This is a genomic window from Luteimonas terrae, assembly GCF_031457535.1.
Lineage (GTDB): Bacteria > Pseudomonadota > Gammaproteobacteria > Xanthomonadales > Xanthomonadaceae > Luteimonas > Luteimonas terrae_A.
The window spans coordinates 554,268-572,806 of record NZ_JAVDWO010000001.1 but is presented as its reverse complement, the minus strand read 5'-3'; the positions used below and the strand labels follow the sequence as shown (position 1 = coordinate 572,806).

The following is an 18,539-nucleotide window of genomic DNA, read 5'->3' as shown; positions in this document are numbered from 1 at the left end:
GCCCCAGCGTACGCTGGGGCGACAAGCACCGGAGTCACGTCGGGGAAACGCCCGCCTCAGATCACCTGCAACGTGATCGCCTTCAGCACCGCACGCGTGCGGTCACGCGTGCCGAGCTTCTCGAGGATCGCCGACACGTAGTTCTTCACCGTGCCCTCGGCGAGAAACAGGCTGCGGGCGATCTCCTTGTTGGAGTAGCCGCCGGCCAGCAGTCGCAGGATCGCGACCTCGCGTCCGGTGAAGGTTTCGCGCGGGGCGTGGTCGTCGTGGAAGCGATAGCGCGCGCGCACCGGTTCGGTACTGACCGGCTGCAGCAGTGTTTCCCCGGCGGCAACACGCGCGATCGCGTCGCGCAGATCCTCGGGCGCGGCGTCCTTGAGCAGGAAGCCCTGGGCGCCGGCATCGGCCCCGCGCAGCAGCAGGTCGCTGTCGTCGAAGGTGGTCAGCAGCAAGACCGGCGTCGTGTCGCCACGGGCGCGCAGGGCCGTCAGCGCTTCGATGCCGTCGAGGCCAGGCATGCGGATATCGCTGAGGATCACATCCACCGGATGCGATGCGAGTTGGTCGAGCAACGTCGTGCCCGAGTCGGCCTCGAACACGATCACGACGCCGTGGCGTTCGAGCAGCGCGCGCAGGCCAGCGCGGACCAGGGCCTGGTCGTCGGCGAGCGCGACACGGACCGGCGACGCGCTCATGCCGGCAGCTCCGCATTGATGCGCATCGCGCCGCTGGGATTGCGCACCAGCCGCACGCGGCCCTGCAATGCGGCGAGGCGTTCGCGCATGCCGGCGATGCCGTTGCCCTCGCGCCAGCCCTCGCGCATGCGTCCGTCGTCTTCGATGGTCACGTGCAACAGGTCGCCATTGCGATGCAGAGTGACATCGAGCATGTCCGCATCGGCGTGCTTCGCAGCATTGGTCAGCGCCTCTTGCACCAGTCGCAGCACCGCTTCAGCGATCGCGGGATCGGACACGCGTACGTCGTCGGCGATGGTGAGCCGCAGCCTCGGGCGCGGCATCGGCGCGGCGAGCGCTCGCAAGGCGGTTGCGAGATCGAGACCACCGCTGTCGCGCAGCGCCTGCACCACATTGCGGATGTCGCCGAGCAGTTCGCCCGACAGCTGTTCGGCGATGCGCAGCTGCGGGTTGTCGGCGAACGCCGGCTCGTCCGCCAGCGCGCGCAGGTTGAGACGCATCGCGGTGAGCTTGTGGCCGGCGACATCGTGCAGTTCGCGCGCCACGCGCACGCGCTCCGCATCGCGGGCACTGTCGGCGAGCAGCGCGCGCGTGGCCAACAGGTCGGCATTGACGCGCGAGAGGGCATCGCGGGTGTGCTCGGCGCTGCGCGCATAGTGCATGCACAGCGCGGCGAAGGCCTGAAAGCCCGCGAAACTCAACACGATCTGCAGCGGCGCGCGGAAATCGCCCATGTGGCGCAGCAGCAGGTAGTAGACGATGTCAACCGCGACGACCGCGACGATCGCATGCCGTGTCGGCCAGTCGGCGAACGCGACCGCCGCCCAGATCACCAGCAGAACCTGCACCGCGCCCGGCCGCGAGTCAAGACCGATCAGCACCAGCGCGATCACCGGCAGCAGCCCGATCACCAGATGTTCGGCCCAGCGCAGCCGCGGCGGCCAGACCGACAACGACAGGAAGCCGAACGAAAACGCGGCCAGCAACGCCCATGCCAGCGCGCGGTGGTCCGCGTCGTAGAGCCGCATCGACGGTACGAGCGCGGCGATCGTCAGCAGCGCGGCGAAGTTGAGCGGGTTGAGCAGACGCCGTCGGTTCATGGACGCATGCTGAAGGGCGCGTCTGCGCGCGGCAATGGCCCGGCCGCAGAAGGTGACTTCCGGCACTGCGGATCGATGACCACCGGCAGCTCACGCCGGCCCGCCGGGCATCGACACTGCGGCCACACCCAGCCAGGAACTCACCATGCGCCGTATCGCCGCTTCCTTCAGCACGCCCTTCGCATTGCTGGCCATCGCCGCGCTCGCCGCGCCGGTACAGGCTGGCAACCTCGACGTGTCCATTCGCGAGGCCCGTAGTGCGAGCGGGCAGTTCCAGGTCGCGCTGGTCGACGCCGCGGGCTACGCCGGCAGCGCCGCGCCGATCGCCGGGCGCCTGCTGGCACCGGCGGGCGATGTGACCCATGTGAGCTTCGATGGCGTGCCGGTCGGCCGCTACGCACTGATGGTGATCCACGACGAGAACGGCAACGGCACGTTCGATACCAATCTGATGGGAATGCCGGTCGAGGGCTACGGCTTCAGCAACAACCCGCCGGTGCTGCGCAAGCCGACCTTCGACGAAGCCGCATTCGAGATCGGCGCCGAGCCGCTGGCGCTCGACGTCACGATCCGCTGATCCGCGTCTGACCCAGGAGACCGCCATGGATCGTCGCCGCTTCCTCCGCAATCTGCTCTCGGGCGCCACGGTCGCTGCGCTCGGGCCGACGCTGCTGCACGGTAGTGATGCCCTGGCCGGCGATCCGGCCGAGTTTGCTGCCGGTCTGCGCGAGCGGCCGTATCTGGCCGGCTGGCGTCAGGTCTCGGCGGAAGCCTTCGGCCCGACAACCGTGCAACTCGAAGGTCGCCTGCCGGCCGACTTCGCCGGCACCCTGTACCGCAATGGCCCGGCCTGGTTCGAGCGCGACGGGTTCCGCTACGAACACTGGTTCGACGGCGACGGCATGGTGCATGGGTGGCGCTTCGGCGGTGGCACGGTGACCCATCGCGGGCGCATGGTGCAGACGCCGAAATTCCAGCGCGAGCGACGTGCTGGCCGCTTCAACACGCCGGCGGCCGGCACCACGATTCCGGAGCCGGCGGCGATCCGCAACAACGATGACGCCAGTACCGCCAACACGTCGGTGGTGATCATCGGCGGCCGCCTGTTCGCGTTGAGCGAGGCGGGATCGGCCTTCGAACTCGACCCGGATCAGCTCGACACGATCGGGCCGATGACCTGGCGTCCGAACCTGCAGGCACTCCCGTTCTCCGCGCATCCGCTGCGCGATCGCGATGGCAGCTGGTGGAACTTCGGGTCGCTGTCGATGATGGGCGGCGCAGGCCTGCTGCTGTGGCACATCGGCGCCGATGCGACGCTGCGCGGCGCGCATGTGCTGGAGACGGACGCACCCGGCTATCTGCACGCCTTCGTGCAGACCGACCAGCACCTGGTCTTTCTGCTGACCCCATTCGACTACACCCCTGGCGGGGCGTTCTTCGAGAGCATGCGCTTCGCGCCGCAGCGCGCATGCACGGCGGTGGTGGTCGACAAGGCCGCCCCCGACCGCATCGCGCGTCGCTTCGAGGTCGATTTCACGATAGCCTACCACTTCGGCGATGCGTTCGAGCGCAACGGCGAGATCGTCGTGCGCACGATGCGCCATGCCGATGTCTCGGAGGCCCGGTCCCCGCATCGCGCCGCGATGCTGGGCCACGAGGGTGCGGCCGCTCCGGCGGACCTGGCGGAGTTGCGCCTGGACATGCGCAGCGGCGGTGCACGCTGGGCCAAGACCGGCATCGGCGGCGTCGAGTTTCCGATGCTGGACCCACGCGCGCCGAGCGACCGTAGCGCGCGCCTGTACATGCCGACCAACGCCGGTGACGCGAGCGCGCCCTACTTCAACGCCGTGCAGATGGTCGACCTCGCCACCGGCCGGCACGCGCTGCACCGCTACGGCCGCGACATCCTCGCCGAGGAACACGTTTTCGTGCCGCGTCCCGGCAGCAGTCGTCCGGATGACGGCTGGCTGGTCGGCACCCTGTTCGACCACGCGCGCGACCGCAGCGGCATCGCGGTGCTCGACGCGCAGCATGTCGACGATGGCCCGCTCGCGACCACATGGCTGCCATATGCGTTTCCGCTAGGGTTCCACGGACATTTCGCGCAGGCGGCCGCGTGATCGCGCCACGTCCTGTGCGCTGGTGGCGCATCGGCGCACTGTGCGCGGCCCTGATGCTCTGCCTGTGGGTCGGCTGGCACGATTTCGATCCGTGGATCGCGCGGGACGAAGTCCGTGAGGCGATCCGACTCACGATCAGGCGCAGCGTGCAGCTTGCGGTGCAGTTCGTCGCGCCGGGTGTACTGCTCGCGCTGCTGGCGCGTGAGCTGGGCCCGTGTTTCCGCACGAAAGGGCGCAGCACCTGATCTGTCTTGTGGAGGCGCTCACGCATTCCACGTTCCGCAGGAACGGCGAGCAGCGCAGGTTCCAGCCAGAAGATTCGCGCGCGCGCACATCTGAAGTTCCGATGGATCGCCCCCACCCAACCCTCCCCCGCACGCGGGGGAGGGCTCGAAGCAATCAGCCAGCGCTACTGCTGACGCTGCTGACGCGCGAGCTACGCGCATGGTTCGGTACGAAAGGGCGCAGCACCTGATCAGCGCAGGTTCCAAACGGAAGACTCGCGCACACGCATCCGAAGTTCCGATGGATCGCTCCCACCCAACCCTCCGCCCGTAAAGGGCGCAATGCCCCTGCACACGGCGGAGGGCTCGAAGCGATCAGCCGCGGCTGACCGCCGCGACCGCTTCGGCCACGTAATCCAGATTCTTCAGGCTCAACGCGGCCACGCAGATGCGGCCCGTGCCGACAGCGTAGATGCCGAACTCGTCGCGCAGGCGATCGACCTGCGGCCGGCTCAGACCCGAGTACGAGAACATGCCAGCCTGCTCGCTGATGAAGGCGAATTCCGGCGCGCCATTGGCGACGAGCTTTTCGACCAGGCCTGCGCGCAGGGCATGGATGCGCTCGCGCATCTGGCCCAGTTCGGTTTCCCAGCGTGCGCGCAGTTCGGTGCTGCCGAGCACACCCGCGACCAGCGCGGCGCCATGGGTCGACGGGCTGGAATAATTCGCGCGGATGATGCGCTTGATCTGCGACTGCACGCGCTTGCTCTCGTCGGCATCGGCCGAGACCACGGTCAGTGCGCCGACGCGCTCGCCGTAAAGCGAGAAGGACTTCGAGTACGAGCTGGCGACGACGAAGGTCGCGATGTCCGACTCGGCCAGCAGCCGCACCGCTGCCGCGTCCTCGTCGATGCCCTGGTCAAAGCCCTGGTAGGCCATGTCGATGAAGGGGAACAACTCGCGCTCGCGCAGCACCTCGATGACCTGACGCCACTGGTCGACGGTGAGATCGGCGCCGGTCGGGTTGTGGCAGCAGGCGTGCAGCAGCACGACGGTGCCGGCCTCGAGCTTGCGCAGATCGGCGAGCATGCCGGCGAAATCGATGCCGTGCGTGGCGGCGTCGAAGTAGGTGTAGTCGACGACTTCGAAGCCGACGGCGCCGAACACCGCGCGATGGTTCTCCCAGCTGGGATTGCTGATCGCGATGGTCGCGTGCGGCAGCACTTTCTTCAGCAGGTCGGCGCCGGTGCGCAGTGCGCCACTGCCGCCGACGGTCTGCGTGGTCGCGACGCGTCCGGCCGCCAGCAGCGGCGACTCCACGCCGAACAGCAGTTCGCGGGTGGTCTTGGTGTAGTCGGGCATGCCGTCGATCGGCAGGTAGCCGCGCGGCTTGGCCTCGGCGGCGAGACGTTGCTCGACCTCGCGCACCGCGTCGAGCACGGGAATGCGGCCGGCCTCGTCGTAATAGATGCCCACACCCAGATTGACCTTGGTGGTGCGCGGATCGGCGTTGTAGGCCTCGGTCAGGCCGAGGATGGGGTCACCGGGGACGAGTTCGACGTTCGCGAAAAAGGAGGACACGTAAAGACTGCCTGCACGACGGAGGGAGGGTCCGGTCGCGCGTGTCGCCTGCGACCAAACCCGTCCAGAATACCGGCCCATGCCCACCCGCGCGATCCTGGCCGTGGGACAGCCATCGCCTTTGGCGCGACAATGCGGGTCCTCGACGCCAAGGACCGCCCGCACATGCCCAGCATTTCCCTGACCCGCCATCTGATCGAGGAACAGCGCTCGGGCCATGTGACCCCGGATCTGCGCCTGCTGCTGGAAGTGGTGGCGCGCGCCTGCAAGCGCATCTCGGTGGCCGTGGGCAAGGGCGCACTGGGCGATGTGCTGGGCGAGGCCGCAGCGGCCGGCGGCGGTGACAGCATCAATGTGCAGGGCGAGGCGCAGAAGAAGCTCGACGTGATCAGCAACGAGATCCTGCTCGAGGCCAATGCCTGGGGGGGGCATCTCGCCGCATGCGCCTCGGAGGAGATGGAGCATTGCCAGCAGATTCCCGACGCCTTCCCGCGCGGCAACTATCTCCTGGTGTTCGACCCCCTCGACGGCAGCTCCAACATCGACATCAACGCCAGCGTCGGCACGATCTTCTCGGTGCTGCGTTGCCCGGAAGGCGTGAGTGCGGCGCAGGATCATGATTTCCTGCAGGCCGGCAGCACCCAGGTCGCGGCCGGCTACTGCCTGTACGGCCCGAGCACCATGCTGGTGCTGACCATCGGCCATGGCACGCACGCGTTCACGCTCGACCGCGAGCAGGGCTCGTTCGTGCTGACGACGGGCCACATGCGCATTCCGGCGCAGACCCGCGAGTTCGCGATCAACATGTCCAACCAGCGCCACTGGGAAGCGCCGACACAGGCGTACGTGGGCGATCTGCTCGCCGGCCAAGACGGCCCCCGCGGCCAGGACTTCAACATGCGCTGGGTGGCGGCGATGGTCGGCGACGTGCACCGCATCCTGACCCGCGGCGGCATCTTCATCTATCCCTGGGACCGCAAGGATCCGGCCAAGCCTGGCAAGCTGCGCCTGATGTACGAAGCGAACCCGATGGCGATGCTGGTCGAACAGGCCGGCGGCGCGGCGACCAACGGCCGGACGCGCATCCTCGACATCGCCCCGACCTCGCTGCACCAGCGCGTGCCGGTGTTCCTGGGTTCGAAGGACGAAGTGGAGACCGCGACCCGTTACCACCTGCAGCACGACGCCAGCGCCGCCGCATGAGCGCCGCCGACTTCATCGAAGTCACGTCGGGTGCGCTGTCGGTTGAGGCCTGCGCGGCGATCGTCGCGCGGCTGCGGGCGAGCCCGGATCTGCATGCCGGCGAGATCGGCGGCGGCGTGTATCCCGAACTCAAGCGCAGCCGCGACCTGTCGATCAACGACCGCGCCGACTGGGCCGACGTGGTGCAACAGCTCAATGTCGCGGTCTACGCCGGCCTGATGGCCTACCTGCGCAAGTACCCGCAGACGCTGATCGCCCCGCTGATGCTGCAGCAGCCGGGCAGCGACGGCGCACTGCGCCGCCTCGAAGCCGACGATTTCCCGACGATGGACGACCAGCGCCTCGGCGGCCTGCTGCAGACCTGCCTGCGCCCGGGCGCGATCAACCTGCAGTGGTACGCGGCCGGCGAAGGCGGCTACCCGTATTGGCACTGCGAGCTGTACCCGCGCGACGCCAGCGGCGAAACCCTGCACCGCCATCTGCTGTGGACGATCTACCTCAACGAAGGCTTCGACGCCGGCGAGACCGAGTTCCTGTTCCAGCAACGCAAGATCACCCCGCGCACCGGCGATCTGCTGATCGCGCCGACAGCGTTCACCCACACGCATCGCGGCAACCGGCCGCAGAACGGCGACAAGTGCATCGCGACGAGCTGGATCCTGTTCCAGCGGGCGGAGGCTTTGTACGGAAGTACCTGATCCCGGTACCTCTCCCTTCGGGAGAGAGCCTGCCCCGGACTTGATCCGGGGTCGATGCGCACAGCGCATCGGGTGAGGGGTGCGGTTGCTCTGCCTGCGCTTTTTCTCCTGCCCCTGCTCTGGCTCTGGCTCTGGCTCTGGCTCTGGCTTTCAGCTCTTGATCTGAAATCGAGCCGTAAAGCGAGCCGAGCACCGGAGCCGGGCGTGGCCGAAGAGCAGCCCATGTCTGAGCGCAGCGAGTTTGGGCTGCGTGCCGCGTCAGGCGAGGAGCGGAGGGAACCGACGCGGCTTCATCGCGTCGGCTCGCGTCCGGCGAAGACGGTTTTGCTTACTTTTGCCAAGACAAAAGTAAGCCGCGCGACAGCGCGGAAGCCCTGTATTTGATCTTCGCTTCCGCGGTTGATTCATTCGTCTTCGCCCGGAACATCACGATCGCAAAGCGACGAACGAGGAAGCGCAAGCAAGTGCAGGGCTTTCGCCCGCTGCGCGTGCGAGTCCCTTTTGGATGGACCCAAAAGGAACCAAAAGGTCCCTTCGCCGGACGCGATCCGCCGCCATACAGCCGCGGCGGTCCCCTGCGCTTCTCGGTCGACGGGGCACGCAGCCCAAACTCGCTACGCTCAGACATGGGCTGCTCTTCGACCCCGCCGCCCTGCGATGCTCGGCTCGCTCTACGGCTCGATTTGAGATCAAAGGCGTGGAGCCAAAGCCAAAGCCAAAACCGAAGCCGAAGCCGAAGCCGAACAACGCAACGGCACGATCGAATCACGACCCCGCAACGCAAAACGCCGCCCGAAGGCGGCGTTTTTCTCCAACAACCAGCGACCTCAGTCGCGGTCGACGTCGATCGCGGTGCGCTCGCTGGCGAACGGATTGAGACGGCGGATCTTCCACGGCTCTTTCGGCCAGTTGCCGGTCAGCGACGGGTGATCGGGCTCGTTCTGCTCCAGCACGCGACGCGCATCCGCGGCCAGGGTGTCGTTGCCGAGGTTGGCGTAGCTCGCCGCGAGCAGGGCGACCGCATCGTTCTGATACTCGCTCTGCGGGTAGGTTTCGAGCAGGTAGGTCGCGCGCTGCGCAGCGGCCACGTAGGCCTCGCGGCGCAGGTAGTACAGGCCGGTCTCGATCTCGTGGCGCGCGAAGGTGTTGCGCAGCGTCGCCATGCGGGCGCGCGCATCGGCGGCGTAACGGCTGTTCGGATAGCGGTCGGTGACCGTGTTGAAGTCCGCATACGCCTGGTTGGGCGAGGCGAGATCACGGCGGCTGCTGTCCAGGCTCCAAACGCGCTGCAGGAACACCGTGTCGCGGTTGGAGTTCACCAGGCCGCGCAGGTAGTACATGTAGGGGATGTTGCGGTGCGTGGGGTAGGTGCGGATGAAGCGGTCGATGCCCGAGATCGCTTCCTCGTTGTTGCCCATCTTGTAATTGGCGTACGCGGTCTCGACCAGTGCCTGCTCGGTGTAGGGACCGTAGGGGTACTGGGCGACCAGGCGGCGGAACGAGTTGGCGCCGTTGCTCCAATTGCCCTTGCGCATCGAGTCGTGGCCCTTCTGGTAGAGCTCGGCGACGGGTACGCCTTCGTTCTCGTCGTCCTTGGTGTCGCGGGAGCAGCCCGCGGCGACCATGACGACCAGCAACAGAAGCATCGAAGTGCGGGCCAGGGCGCGGATCGGCGAGGCGAGGCTTGGGGTCATGGGGGCGTTTGGGCGTATGGGCACGAACCGCGGATAATAACAGTCCGGGTGGATCGCCCGGCTTTCCCCGCCTGAACCCGAGCCGTCCCGATGCAGCAAGACCCCAGCGACCTCTCCGACCAGCGCACCGCCACGGTGCCGGATGCCGCGGCAGGGCGCCGTTTCGACGCCGTGCTCGCCGAGCTCTTCCCCCAATTCTCCCGCTCCAAGCTGACCACGTGGATCAAATCCGGCGAGGTGCTGCTGAACGGTGAGGTGCCGCGGCCGCGCGACGCGGTGGTGGGCGGGGAGACCGTCAGCCTGAACGTCGTGCTCGAAACCCAGACCACGGCCGAGCCGCAGGACATCCCGCTGTCGGTGCTGTTCGAGGACGACCAGGTGATCGTGGTCGACAAGCCGGCCGGGCTGGTCGTGCACCCGGGCGCCGGCAATTACGACGGCACCCTGGTCAATGCATTGCTGTTCCGTGATGCCTCGCTGGCAACCCTGCCGCGCGCGGGCATCGTGCACCGGCTCGACAAGGACACCTCGGGCGTCATGGTGGTCGCGCGCACGCTCGAGGCGCACAACGCGCTGGTCGAGCAGTTGTCGGCGCGTGACGTGCATCGCCAGTACCTGGCAGTCGTGGTCGGCGCGCTGGTCTCGGGCGGCACTGCGGATGCGCCGATCGACCGCCATCCGCGCGACCGTCTGCGCATGGGCGTGCGCGAGGACGGTCGCGAAGCCGTCACCCATTACCGCCTGCGCGAGCGCTTCCGCGCGCACACCGCGCTCGAATGCCGGCTCGAAACCGGCCGTACCCACCAGATCCGCGTGCACATGGCGCATCTGCGGCATTCGATCCTCGGCGACCCGCTCTACGGCGGCTCGCTCAAACTGCCCAAGGGCGCCTCGGACGAGATGATCGCGACCCTGCGCGGCTTCCGCCGCCAGGCCCTGCACGCCGAGACGCTGGAGTTCAAGCACCCGGTCACCGGCGAGGCCGTGCGCTGCAGCGCGCCGCTGCCCGAGGATATGCAGGCCTTGCTGAAGGTGCTGCGTGCGGACGCGATCCAGCATGCGGAGATGGGCCGCCGGTGAGCGCACTGCTGCGCGCCGACTGGCCTGCGCCGCGTGGCGTGCAGGCGCTGACGACGCTGCGCCACGGCGCCGGCGTGTCGCAGGCCCCGTTCGACAGTTTCAATCTCGGCAACCATCGCAGCGCCGCCGGTGACGCACCGGACGCCGTCGCGCGGAATCGTGACGCGCTTCTCCACATTGCCGGCCTGCCATCGCCGCCGCACTGGCTGCAGCAGGTGCACGGCGTCGGGGTCGCGCGCTTCGTGGCGCCGGCGGGCGATGCGCAGCAGGCGCTGGTGGACGCCGATGCGTCGGTGACCTCGGAAGCGGGCGTGGTGCTCGCGATCCTGACCGCCGACTGCCTGCCGGTGGTGTTCGCCGCCGATGACGGCAGCGAGATCGGGGCCGCGCATGCGGGCTGGCGTGGCCTGGCAGCGGGCGTACTCGAAGCGACGGTCGCGGCGATGCGCAGTGCTCCATCGCAGTTGCGGGTGTGGCTCGGTCCTGCGGCCGGGCCGGCGTCCTACGAGATCGGCGTCGAGGTGCGCGATGCGTTCGTCGCGACCGATCCGGGCGCCGATGCCGCGTTCGCCCCGACGCGCGACGGGCACTGGCGCGTGGATCTGTACGCGCTGGCGCGTCGGCGTCTCGAAGCGGTGGGCGTCCGCGGTGATGCGATCCATGGTGGCGACCGCGACACGATCGCCGAGCCTGCGGCGTTCTTCTCGCATCGTCGGGATCAGCGCACGGGTCGCATTGCGACGCTGGTGTGGATGCGCGGCTAGCCAGCGCCGCGCTGGAATGCAGTCGATATCGCGTCGCGAGTGGACGCGTGCGCGCTGTCGCTCGTGGCGGCATCGCCGGATGTCACCGGTACATCGCGTCGCCTTCGCATGATCGGGCGGGGCAGCAGGTCGCGATGACTGCGCGCGCATCGACGTTCGTCAGCGCAGCACGACCAGGATCGTGGCGGTCAGGACCAGCACCAACCCGATGCCCGCCAGAACGTCGCGCGGCAGATGCGTGAGGCCCGGCCGCGCGGTCGCGAGAATCAAGGTCGCATCGTGGCCGGGCGCATCGCGCGCTGACAGGCGCCACATCCAGAACGCGGTGAACAGGGCGGTGGCGGCGAACAGCACGCCGCCGACGATGCTGAAGTGGATGCCCAGGCCGACGGTCTCGTAGAGCACGAACAGCACCGCGCTGAGGCCATGACCGCAGGCCAGTCCGCGCAACGCCGCCAAGGCGCCGAGGCGCGGCACCCACAGGCCCATCAGAAAGGTCGCGACCAGCGGCGACGCGACGAACGCGAACACCTGCTGCAGATAGGCCCACAGGCCGGAGAAGTGCTGGATCATCGGCGCCCACGCTGCGGCGAGCAGGGCGATGCAGACTGTAGCGAGGCGGCCGGTCCAGGCCAACTGCTGCGGTGTCCAGTGCGGATGCGCAGGTTCCACGAAATCGAGCGTCAGCAGGGTCGCCGAGGAATTGAGGGTCGAGGAGATCGTCGACATCAGCGCGGCGATCAGGCCGGCGACGATCAGGCCCGCCAGCCCGATAGGCGCGAACGTGGTCACCATCGCCGGAAACGCTTGGTCGGGATGCGCCAGGTCCGGCAGCAGCACGGTCGCCATCGCGCCGGGAATCGTCATCAGGAAGATCGGCAGCAGCTTCAGCATCGCCGCGATCACCGCGCCGCGGCTCGCAGCCTCGATGTCGCGTGCGGCCAGCACGCGCTGGATCACGTACTGGTTCATCGTCCAGTAGTAGAAGCCGACGATCGGCACGCCGGTGATCAGCCCCAGCCACGGCAGGCCGGGATCGTCGAGCGGGCGGATCAACGACAGCTTGGCCGGATCCACCTGGGCCACGACGTTCGCCCAGCTGTAATCGAACTTGCCGAACACGATGACCGTCAGCATCGCCGCGCCTGCAAGCAGCACCGCCGCCTGCAGCAGGTCGGTGTAGACCGCCGCGCGCAGGCCGCCGCAGGCCGTGTAGAGCGCCGTGAACAGCGCGATGCCCAGACACACCGACCACATTTCCAGCCCCGGCACGAAGGTCGTGACGATCAGCCCGCCGGCGTAGAGCGTACCCGCGGTGTCGAGCACCAGCGACAGGAACAGCGTGACCACCGACAGGTACTTGCGCATCCGCGCATCGAAGCGGCGTCCCATCAGCTCGGGCATCGTCGATACGCGCGTGCGCAGCAGCACCGGCAGCACGAAGATCGCGGTGAACACCAGCACCAGGCCGGCCATCCATTCGTAGTTCGCCGCCGAGATGCCGGTGCTGTAAGCCGCGCCGGGCAGGCCGATTAGCGTGTCGGACGAGATGTTGGATGCGAACAGCGAGACGCCGATGGCGATCGGGCCCAGTGAACGGCCAGCCAGAAACAGTTCGTCGGCGCTTGCGCGGCGCCGGGTCGCAGAGAAGCCGATGACGGCCGTCAGCACGAAATACGCCGCGATGACGGCGTAATCGATCGTCGTGAGTTGCCCCATTGCCCCGCGATGCGTGTTCCGGAAGAAGCGCTACACGGAAACACAGGCATGCACGGGGATGCAAACCTGCGGCTTACGGTCTCGCATCGATCACGCGATCGCGTCGTGCGTGTTCTGCGCGCGGATCACCGCGGCCGCGCGGCCGTCTTGACCGCGCGGATATTCAGCGATGCGCGGGCGCGTTGCCCACCCGCGCGCCACTCAGAAGCTGTAACGGACCCGCGTGTAGTAATACGCGCCGCTGCTGCCGATGCCCGACAGCACGTCGTAGGGCAGGTTGCCGAAATAGAAGATGTCTTCGTTCGACAGGTCCGCGTACTCGTCGGTCAGGTTCTGGCCACCGATCGCGAGCGTCCACTTGTCGCCGAGGCGCACTTCGGCTTCCGCATCGAGCTGCCACTTCGCGCCGTAGACCTGCTCGGGTTCGAAGCCGCCGCCGAAGTTGAAGACGCGCTTGGTGCTGCCGTGGCGGGTGACGCGGGCGAGCAGATTGAGGCGATCGTTCCCCCAGCTGCCGGTGAAGGCGGAACGCGTGCGCGGCGCGGCGTCGGTCAGCGTGTTGCTTTCCTCGACGCCGAACAGCACCGCGTCCGGCACCACCGCCGACAGCGCTGCGGGCGTCGCGATGACGCGCTGGATCTCGGTGTCGGCATAGCTCCACGTGCCGGTCAGCAGCAGCGAACCGCCGGCCAGGGGATGGCGCCAGTTGGCGACGGCCTCGGCGCCGCGCGTGCGCGTATCGGCGGCGTTGGTGAAGAAGCTGACGCTCTCCACGCCCGGCACGCCGAATTCTGCATCGATGAAATCGGTCAGCGCATCGCTGGTGATCGCTTCCGACAGCGCGACGCGATCGTCGATGTCGATCTGGAACAGATCCAGCGAAAAATCGAAATTCTCGCCGACGCGGCTGGTGAAGCCGAGGCTGGCGTTGATCGACTGCTCGGGCGTGAGATCGGTCGCGCCGAGCGCGCGGGCGATCGGGTTGTTGACCGACAGCAGGCGGCTCTGGATCAGCTGGCCGGCGGCGTTGTAGCCGGTGCCGGTGGACTCGTAGCCGATCTGGCCGAGCGACGGCGCACGGAAGTTCTTCGACAGCGCGCCGCGCAGCGCGAACGCCGGCACGAATTCGTAGCGCGCGGCGAGCTTGCCGGTGACTTCGCCGCCGAAATCGCTGTAGTGCTCGTAGCGCACCGCGGCATCCGTGCTGAGCTTCTCGCCAAAGCTGCTCGACACGCTGGCGTAGATGCTGGCGACATCGCGGTCGAGATCGGCTTCGTCCTGCGGGGTCAGGCCGCCGCCGGCCTGCGAACCCGTCGGGCGGTCCGTGAACGGACCGGCCGCGTAGCTCGCCGGGTCGCCGGCGCCGGTCTCGTAGTGCTCGACGCGGAACTCCACGCCGGTGGCGAAGGTGTGCAGGTTGTCGCCCTGCGCGAACAGGCGGCTGACGTCGACATTGGCCAGCGTCTGGTCGAACGCGTAATCGCCGGTCTTGAAACGCGTCGGGCTGGACGGACCCAGCGAGGCATTGATCGAATCGCGCAGGCGATAGGTGAATTCGTTGCGGCCATGGTTGAGGCTGGCGTCGACATCCCACTCGCCCCACTGCGCGCGCACGCCGGCGACGCCGGCGACGTCGAGGTTTTCGCCGATCGACACGGGGCGGAAGCCGTTCGGATACACCTCGAGCCAGTTCGCTTCGCCATCGGGATAGCGGAAATAGTTCGCGCCTTCGGTGTCGCGCTGGGTGTAGGTGCCGAACGCGTAGAACGTCGCGGTGTCGCCGAGCACGATCTCGGTATTGAGCCAGCCGCTGATGTCCTTGGACGCGCCGTTGCCGGCCTGGTAATTGCGCCGGCCCTGCAGTTCGAGATTGCGCGGCGTCTGGTCCCACGGCGGAATCTGGTCGAAGCCGGCGCGGTTGGTCGGTGAGAGTTCCTTGTATTCCAGGCCCACGCGCAGAAAGCCGTCGTCGCCGAGCGCGGTGCCGACCTTCGCCGCAAGCGACGCGCTCTGGCCGTCGGTGATGCGCTGGTCGGTGGGTTCGAACTTGGTGTGGTGTGCGCCGTAGCTGGCCTCGATCGCGCCGCCATCGCTGGCGTCGTCGAGGATGATGTTGATCACGCCCGCGACCGCATCGGCGCCGTATTGCGCGCCGGCGCCGTCGCGCAATACTTCGATGCGCTTGATCGCGCTGAGCGGGATGGCGTTGAAGTCGACCGGTGTGGTGCCGCGGCCGGTCTTCGACCCCGTGGTCACCAGTGAGGACACATGCCGGCGCTTGCCGTTGATCAGCACCAGCACCTGGTCCGGGGAGAGGCCGCGCAACTGCGCGGCGCGGATGTGGTCGGCGCCGCCCGAGTTCGACTGGCGCGGGATGTTGAACGAGGGCAGCAGGGCCTGCAGCGCGCTGCCGAGTTCGCCGTTGACCGCGCCGGCGCGGCGCAGGTCGTCTTCGTCGAGCACGTCGATCGGCGAGGTCGATTCAAGCACCGTGCGGTCGGTCGCGCGGGTGCCAGTCACGATGACGGCATCCAGGCGCGTCGCGCCGTCGTTCGGCGTGGACTGTGCGAAGGCGGGCGCGCCCAGGGCGAAGGCGATGGCGGCGGCGAGCGGCGCGGCCGCGCGGCGGGGAGACTGCGACATGGAGATTCCTGTGCGGACGAAAGAGGCGTCGCACGGCATCGGACTCCGCTGGCGGAACCGGGGGGAGGTGCGTGCGGAGTCCGATGCCGGCGACGCGCGGCCGCGTTGGCCGGCCGTCATTAGTCGCAGAACATGCTCGATGCGTCCATCCGGATAAAGCGATACAGTGTTGCGGCAGCGCAACAATTTCCGCCCTCGCGGCTCCCTACGATGGCGGGCCGCCGTTCTCCAGGAAGTCTCCATGCCCCTTCATTTCGCCGACGCCCGCGTTCTGCCGCCGCTACTGGCGGCACTGTGCCTGGCTGCGTGCGCGGGCACCCCGTCGATGGGCGCACTGCCGTCCGCCTCGGTCGCCACCGCCGCCTATCACGGTGATGCAGGGCGACCTGCAGAGGGCAAGGGTTGGGTACGCACCGAACTGTATTTCGCGACCGGCCAGTGGAACGCCTCGGCCGAGGACGCCGCCGCTGCCGAGCAGCGCTGGCTCGACTTCCTCGACCGAGAAGTCACGCCGCGCTTCCCCAGCGGACTGAGCGTGCTTGATGTCTATGGGCAATGGTTGCCGCCGGGGGCGACCACGCCGTCGCGCCTGCGCTCCAAGGAGCTGGTCGTGCATCATCCCGATACGCCGGAACAGGCGGCAGCGATCGAGGCGATCCGCGTCGCCTGGAAGCAGGAAACCGGCCACCTGTCGGTGCTGCGCTCGCAGCTGCACGCCGACGTTTCGTTCTGACCATCCCGCGTTCCCTTCCGCCCGCCGAGGTTCCTCCGATGTCGTCCAGCCGCGCCCGCCCGATCGCGTTCCGCCCCGCCCGACTTGCCTTCGCGCTCGCATGCGCGCTGCCGGCAGGGGCGTTCGCCCAGGACGCGGCGACGCCTGCCAGCCCTGCCACGCTGGATGCGGTGCAGGTCACCGCGCAGCGCCGGGTGGAGAACATCCAGGATGTGCCGGTGTCGATCACCACGCTCGACGCCGAGAAGCTCGGCGTGCTCGGCAGCGGCGGCACTGACATCCGTTTCCTGTCGGGCCGCGTGCCCAGCCTCAACATCGAATCGAGCTACGGCCGTGCCTTCCCGCGGTTCTACATCCGCGGCCTGGGCAATACCGATTTCGATCTCAATGCCTCGCAGCCGGTCTCACTGATCTATGACGACGTGGTGCTGGAGAACCCGCTGCTGAAGGGCTTCCCGGTGTTCGACATCGCTGGCGTCGAAGTACTGCGCGGCCCGCAGGGCACGCTGTTCGGCCGCAACACGCCGGCCGGCGTGGTGAAGTTCGACTCGGTGCGCCCGAGCCAGGACTTCGAGGGTTACGGCAAGCTGGCCTACGGCAGCGACAACATGTGGAACTTCGAAGGCGCGGTCGGTGGCGCGCTGACCGAGCGTTGGTCGGCGCGCGTGTCGGCGCTGTACCAGCGCCGCGACGATTCGGTGCGCAACACGCTGGCGGGTGCGCCCAACGACGGCTTCGAGGGTTATGACGAATCCGCGGCGCGCGTGCAGTTCCTCTACGAGGGCGACGGCTTCGAAGGCCTGTTCAACCTGCACCGCCGCGACCTCAACGGCACCGCGCGCCTGTTCCGCGCGAACATCGTCGAGCCGGGCAGCAACCGCTTCGTACCGGGCTTCGATCGCGATTCGGTCGCGCTCGACGGCGTCAACTTCTCCGACCTCGAAACCTGGGGCGGCAGTGCGCGCCTGCGCTGGGATTTCGGCCAGTACAGCCTGTATTCGATCACCGGTTACGAGACGCTGGAATCCTTGAACCGCGGCGACATCGACGGCGGTTATGGCGCGGCGTTCCTGCCCGATTCGGGGCCCGGTTTCATTCCGTTCGCGGCCGAATCGGCCGACGGCATTCCCGAGCATAAGCAGATCACCCAGGAAGTGCGCATCGAGTCGAATCTCGACGGCCCCTTCGACTGGCAGGTCGGCGCGTTCTGGTTCCGTGAGGAACTGACCGTCGACAGCCTCAACTACGATTCCCTCGCGCCCGGCAATCCGCAGACCGGCCATGCCGTGCAGGAGCAGCGCAATACCGCCTGGGCGCTGTTCGCGTCCGGCGAATACGACGTCAGCGACAAGCTCAAGCTGCGCGGCGGCCTGCGCTACACGCAGGACAAGAAGGATTTCAGCGCCAGCGTGCTGCAGGCTGTGCCGTTCGGTACGCCGGTCGGCGGTCCGTTCTTCGAGAACACCGATGTCGACGACGTCAGCTGGGACGCGAGCGCGGTCTACGAGATCAATGACGACGTCAACGTCTACAGCCGTGTAGCGAAGGGCTTCCGCGCACCGTCGATCCAGGGCCGTCTCGCGTTCGGCGGCATCTCGGTCGCCGATTCGGAAGAAGTGATTTCGTACGAGGTCGGCGTCAAAGCGGACCTGTGGGACCGCCGCGGCCGAATCGGCTTCAATCTGTTCCGCTACAACGTGGACGGCCAGCAGCTGATCGCCGTCGGCGGTGCGACCAACCAGGCGATCCTGCTCAACGCCGACAAGTCGATCGGGCAGGGCGCCGAGCTCGACCTGCAGGCCTGGCTGACCGACACGCTGCTGGTGACCTGGGGCACGAGTTACAACGACACCGAGATCCGCGATCCGAACCTCGCGGTCGCGGTCTGCGGCGGCGGCTGCACCGTGACCGATCCGACCGTGGACGGCTTTGCGCTCGTGGATGGCAACCCGCTGCCGCAGGCGCCGAAGTGGATCCACAACCTCACCGCGCGCTGGGCCACGCCGGTCGGCGACGACGCCGAGTTCTACGTCTACACCGACTGGGCGTATCGCGGCCAGGTCAACTTCTTCCTGTACGAATCGCCGGAATTCCGCGGCCGCTCGACGCTGGAAGGCGGCCTGCGCGTGGGCACGAACTGGAATCAGGGCAACTACGACCTCGCCGTGTTCGGCCGCAACATCACCGACAGCACGCGCATCGTCGGCGGCATCGACTTCAACAACCTGACCGGCTTCATCAACGAACCGCGGACCTGGGGTGTGGAGTTCACGGCGAGGTTCTGA

15 protein-coding genes are annotated in these 18,539 nt (G+C 68.0%); 9 read left to right on the top strand and 6 right to left on the bottom strand.

The genetic code is table 11. The features are described from left to right. Positions 1-56: 56 nt before the first annotated feature. Positions 57-695: a response regulator transcription factor gene (locus J2W68_RS02390; RefSeq protein WP_310232387.1), complete on the bottom strand. Its 639-nt coding sequence runs from the start codon at positions 693-695 to the stop codon at positions 57-59. Further along, entirely contained in the window at positions 692-1,795 is a 1,104-nt protein-coding gene (locus J2W68_RS02385; protein ID WP_310232384.1) for a sensor histidine kinase, read from the bottom strand. The genes J2W68_RS02390 and J2W68_RS02385 overlap by 4 nt, the downstream gene beginning before the upstream one ends. Positions 1,796-1,940: 145 nt before the next feature. Here J2W68_RS02385 and J2W68_RS02380 point away from each other — a divergent pair, with 145 nt between their 5' ends. From J2W68_RS02380 to J2W68_RS02370, 3 genes are read left to right on the top strand one after another with little or no spacing between them, the layout of a single operon-like run. After that, positions 1,941-2,372, top strand: a complete 432-nt coding sequence (locus J2W68_RS02380; protein ID WP_310232382.1) for a DUF2141 domain-containing protein — start codon at positions 1,941-1,943, stop codon at positions 2,370-2,372. A gap of 25 nt (positions 2,373-2,397) precedes the next feature. Then, complete coding sequence (locus J2W68_RS02375; RefSeq protein ID WP_310232379.1) at positions 2,398-3,915, top strand: carotenoid oxygenase family protein; 1,518 nt, start codon at positions 2,398-2,400, stop codon at positions 3,913-3,915. Beyond that, positions 3,912-4,160 (top strand): hypothetical protein, encoded by a 249-nt coding sequence (locus J2W68_RS02370; RefSeq protein WP_310232376.1) that lies wholly within the window; start codon positions 3,912-3,914, stop codon positions 4,158-4,160. Before J2W68_RS02375 ends, J2W68_RS02370 begins: the two co-directional genes overlap by 4 nt. A gap of 354 nt (positions 4,161-4,514) precedes the next feature. Here the strand turns inward: J2W68_RS02370 and J2W68_RS02365 are convergent, their stop codons facing one another. Then, complete coding sequence (locus J2W68_RS02365; RefSeq protein WP_430539650.1) at positions 4,515-5,801, bottom strand: aromatic amino acid transaminase; 1,287 nt, start codon at positions 5,799-5,801, stop codon at positions 4,515-4,517. A gap of 84 nt (positions 5,802-5,885) precedes the next feature. Here J2W68_RS02365 and J2W68_RS02360 point away from each other — a divergent pair, with 84 nt between their 5' ends. Further along, a complete protein-coding gene (locus tag J2W68_RS02360; RefSeq protein WP_310232371.1) occupies positions 5,886-6,923 on the top strand; it encodes a class 1 fructose-bisphosphatase in 1,038 nt (345 codons plus the stop codon). Beyond that, complete coding sequence (locus tag J2W68_RS02355; protein WP_310232368.1) at positions 6,920-7,621, top strand: 2OG-Fe(II) oxygenase; 702 nt, start codon at positions 6,920-6,922, stop codon at positions 7,619-7,621. The genes J2W68_RS02360 and J2W68_RS02355 overlap by 4 nt, the downstream gene beginning before the upstream one ends. Positions 7,622-8,448: 827 nt before the next feature. On the opposite strand, the gene J2W68_RS02350 is transcribed toward J2W68_RS02355, so the two are convergent. After that, on the bottom strand, positions 8,449-9,315 hold the full coding sequence (locus J2W68_RS02350) for an outer membrane protein assembly factor BamD (protein ID WP_310232365.1): 867 nt from the start codon (positions 9,313-9,315) through the stop codon (positions 8,449-8,451). Positions 9,316-9,405: 90 nt separating this feature from the next. Here J2W68_RS02350 and rluD point away from each other — a divergent pair, with 90 nt between their 5' ends. Beyond that, complete coding sequence (gene rluD / locus J2W68_RS02345) at positions 9,406-10,395, top strand: 23S rRNA pseudouridine(1911/1915/1917) synthase RluD (protein WP_310232363.1); 990 nt, start codon at positions 9,406-9,408, stop codon at positions 10,393-10,395. Further along, positions 10,392-11,159 carry a peptidoglycan editing factor PgeF gene (pgeF, locus tag J2W68_RS02340; protein ID WP_310232361.1) on the top strand — a complete coding sequence of 256 codons (768 nt, stop codon included), beginning with the start codon at positions 10,392-10,394 and terminating at the stop codon, positions 11,157-11,159. Before rluD ends, pgeF begins: the two co-directional genes overlap by 4 nt. Before the next feature lie 159 nt (positions 11,160-11,318). On the opposite strand, the gene J2W68_RS02335 is transcribed toward pgeF, so the two are convergent. Then, positions 11,319-12,878 (bottom strand): sodium:solute symporter family transporter, encoded by a 1,560-nt coding sequence (locus J2W68_RS02335; protein ID WP_310232360.1) that lies wholly within the window; start codon positions 12,876-12,878, stop codon positions 11,319-11,321. Between the two features lie 201 nt (positions 12,879-13,079). Then, positions 13,080-15,521, bottom strand: coding sequence for a TonB-dependent receptor plug domain-containing protein (locus tag J2W68_RS02330; protein WP_310232358.1), 2,442 nt, complete (start codon positions 15,519-15,521; stop codon positions 13,080-13,082). 241 nt (positions 15,522-15,762) lie between these two features. On the opposite strand from J2W68_RS02330, the gene J2W68_RS02325 reads away from it, so the two are divergent. Next, positions 15,763-16,254, top strand: a complete 492-nt coding sequence (locus J2W68_RS02325) for a DUF3574 domain-containing protein (protein WP_310232356.1) — start codon at positions 15,763-15,765, stop codon at positions 16,252-16,254. Between the two features lie 38 nt (positions 16,255-16,292). Continuing rightward, positions 16,293-18,539, top strand: coding sequence for a TonB-dependent receptor (locus J2W68_RS02320; protein WP_310232353.1), 2,247 nt, complete (start codon positions 16,293-16,295; stop codon positions 18,537-18,539).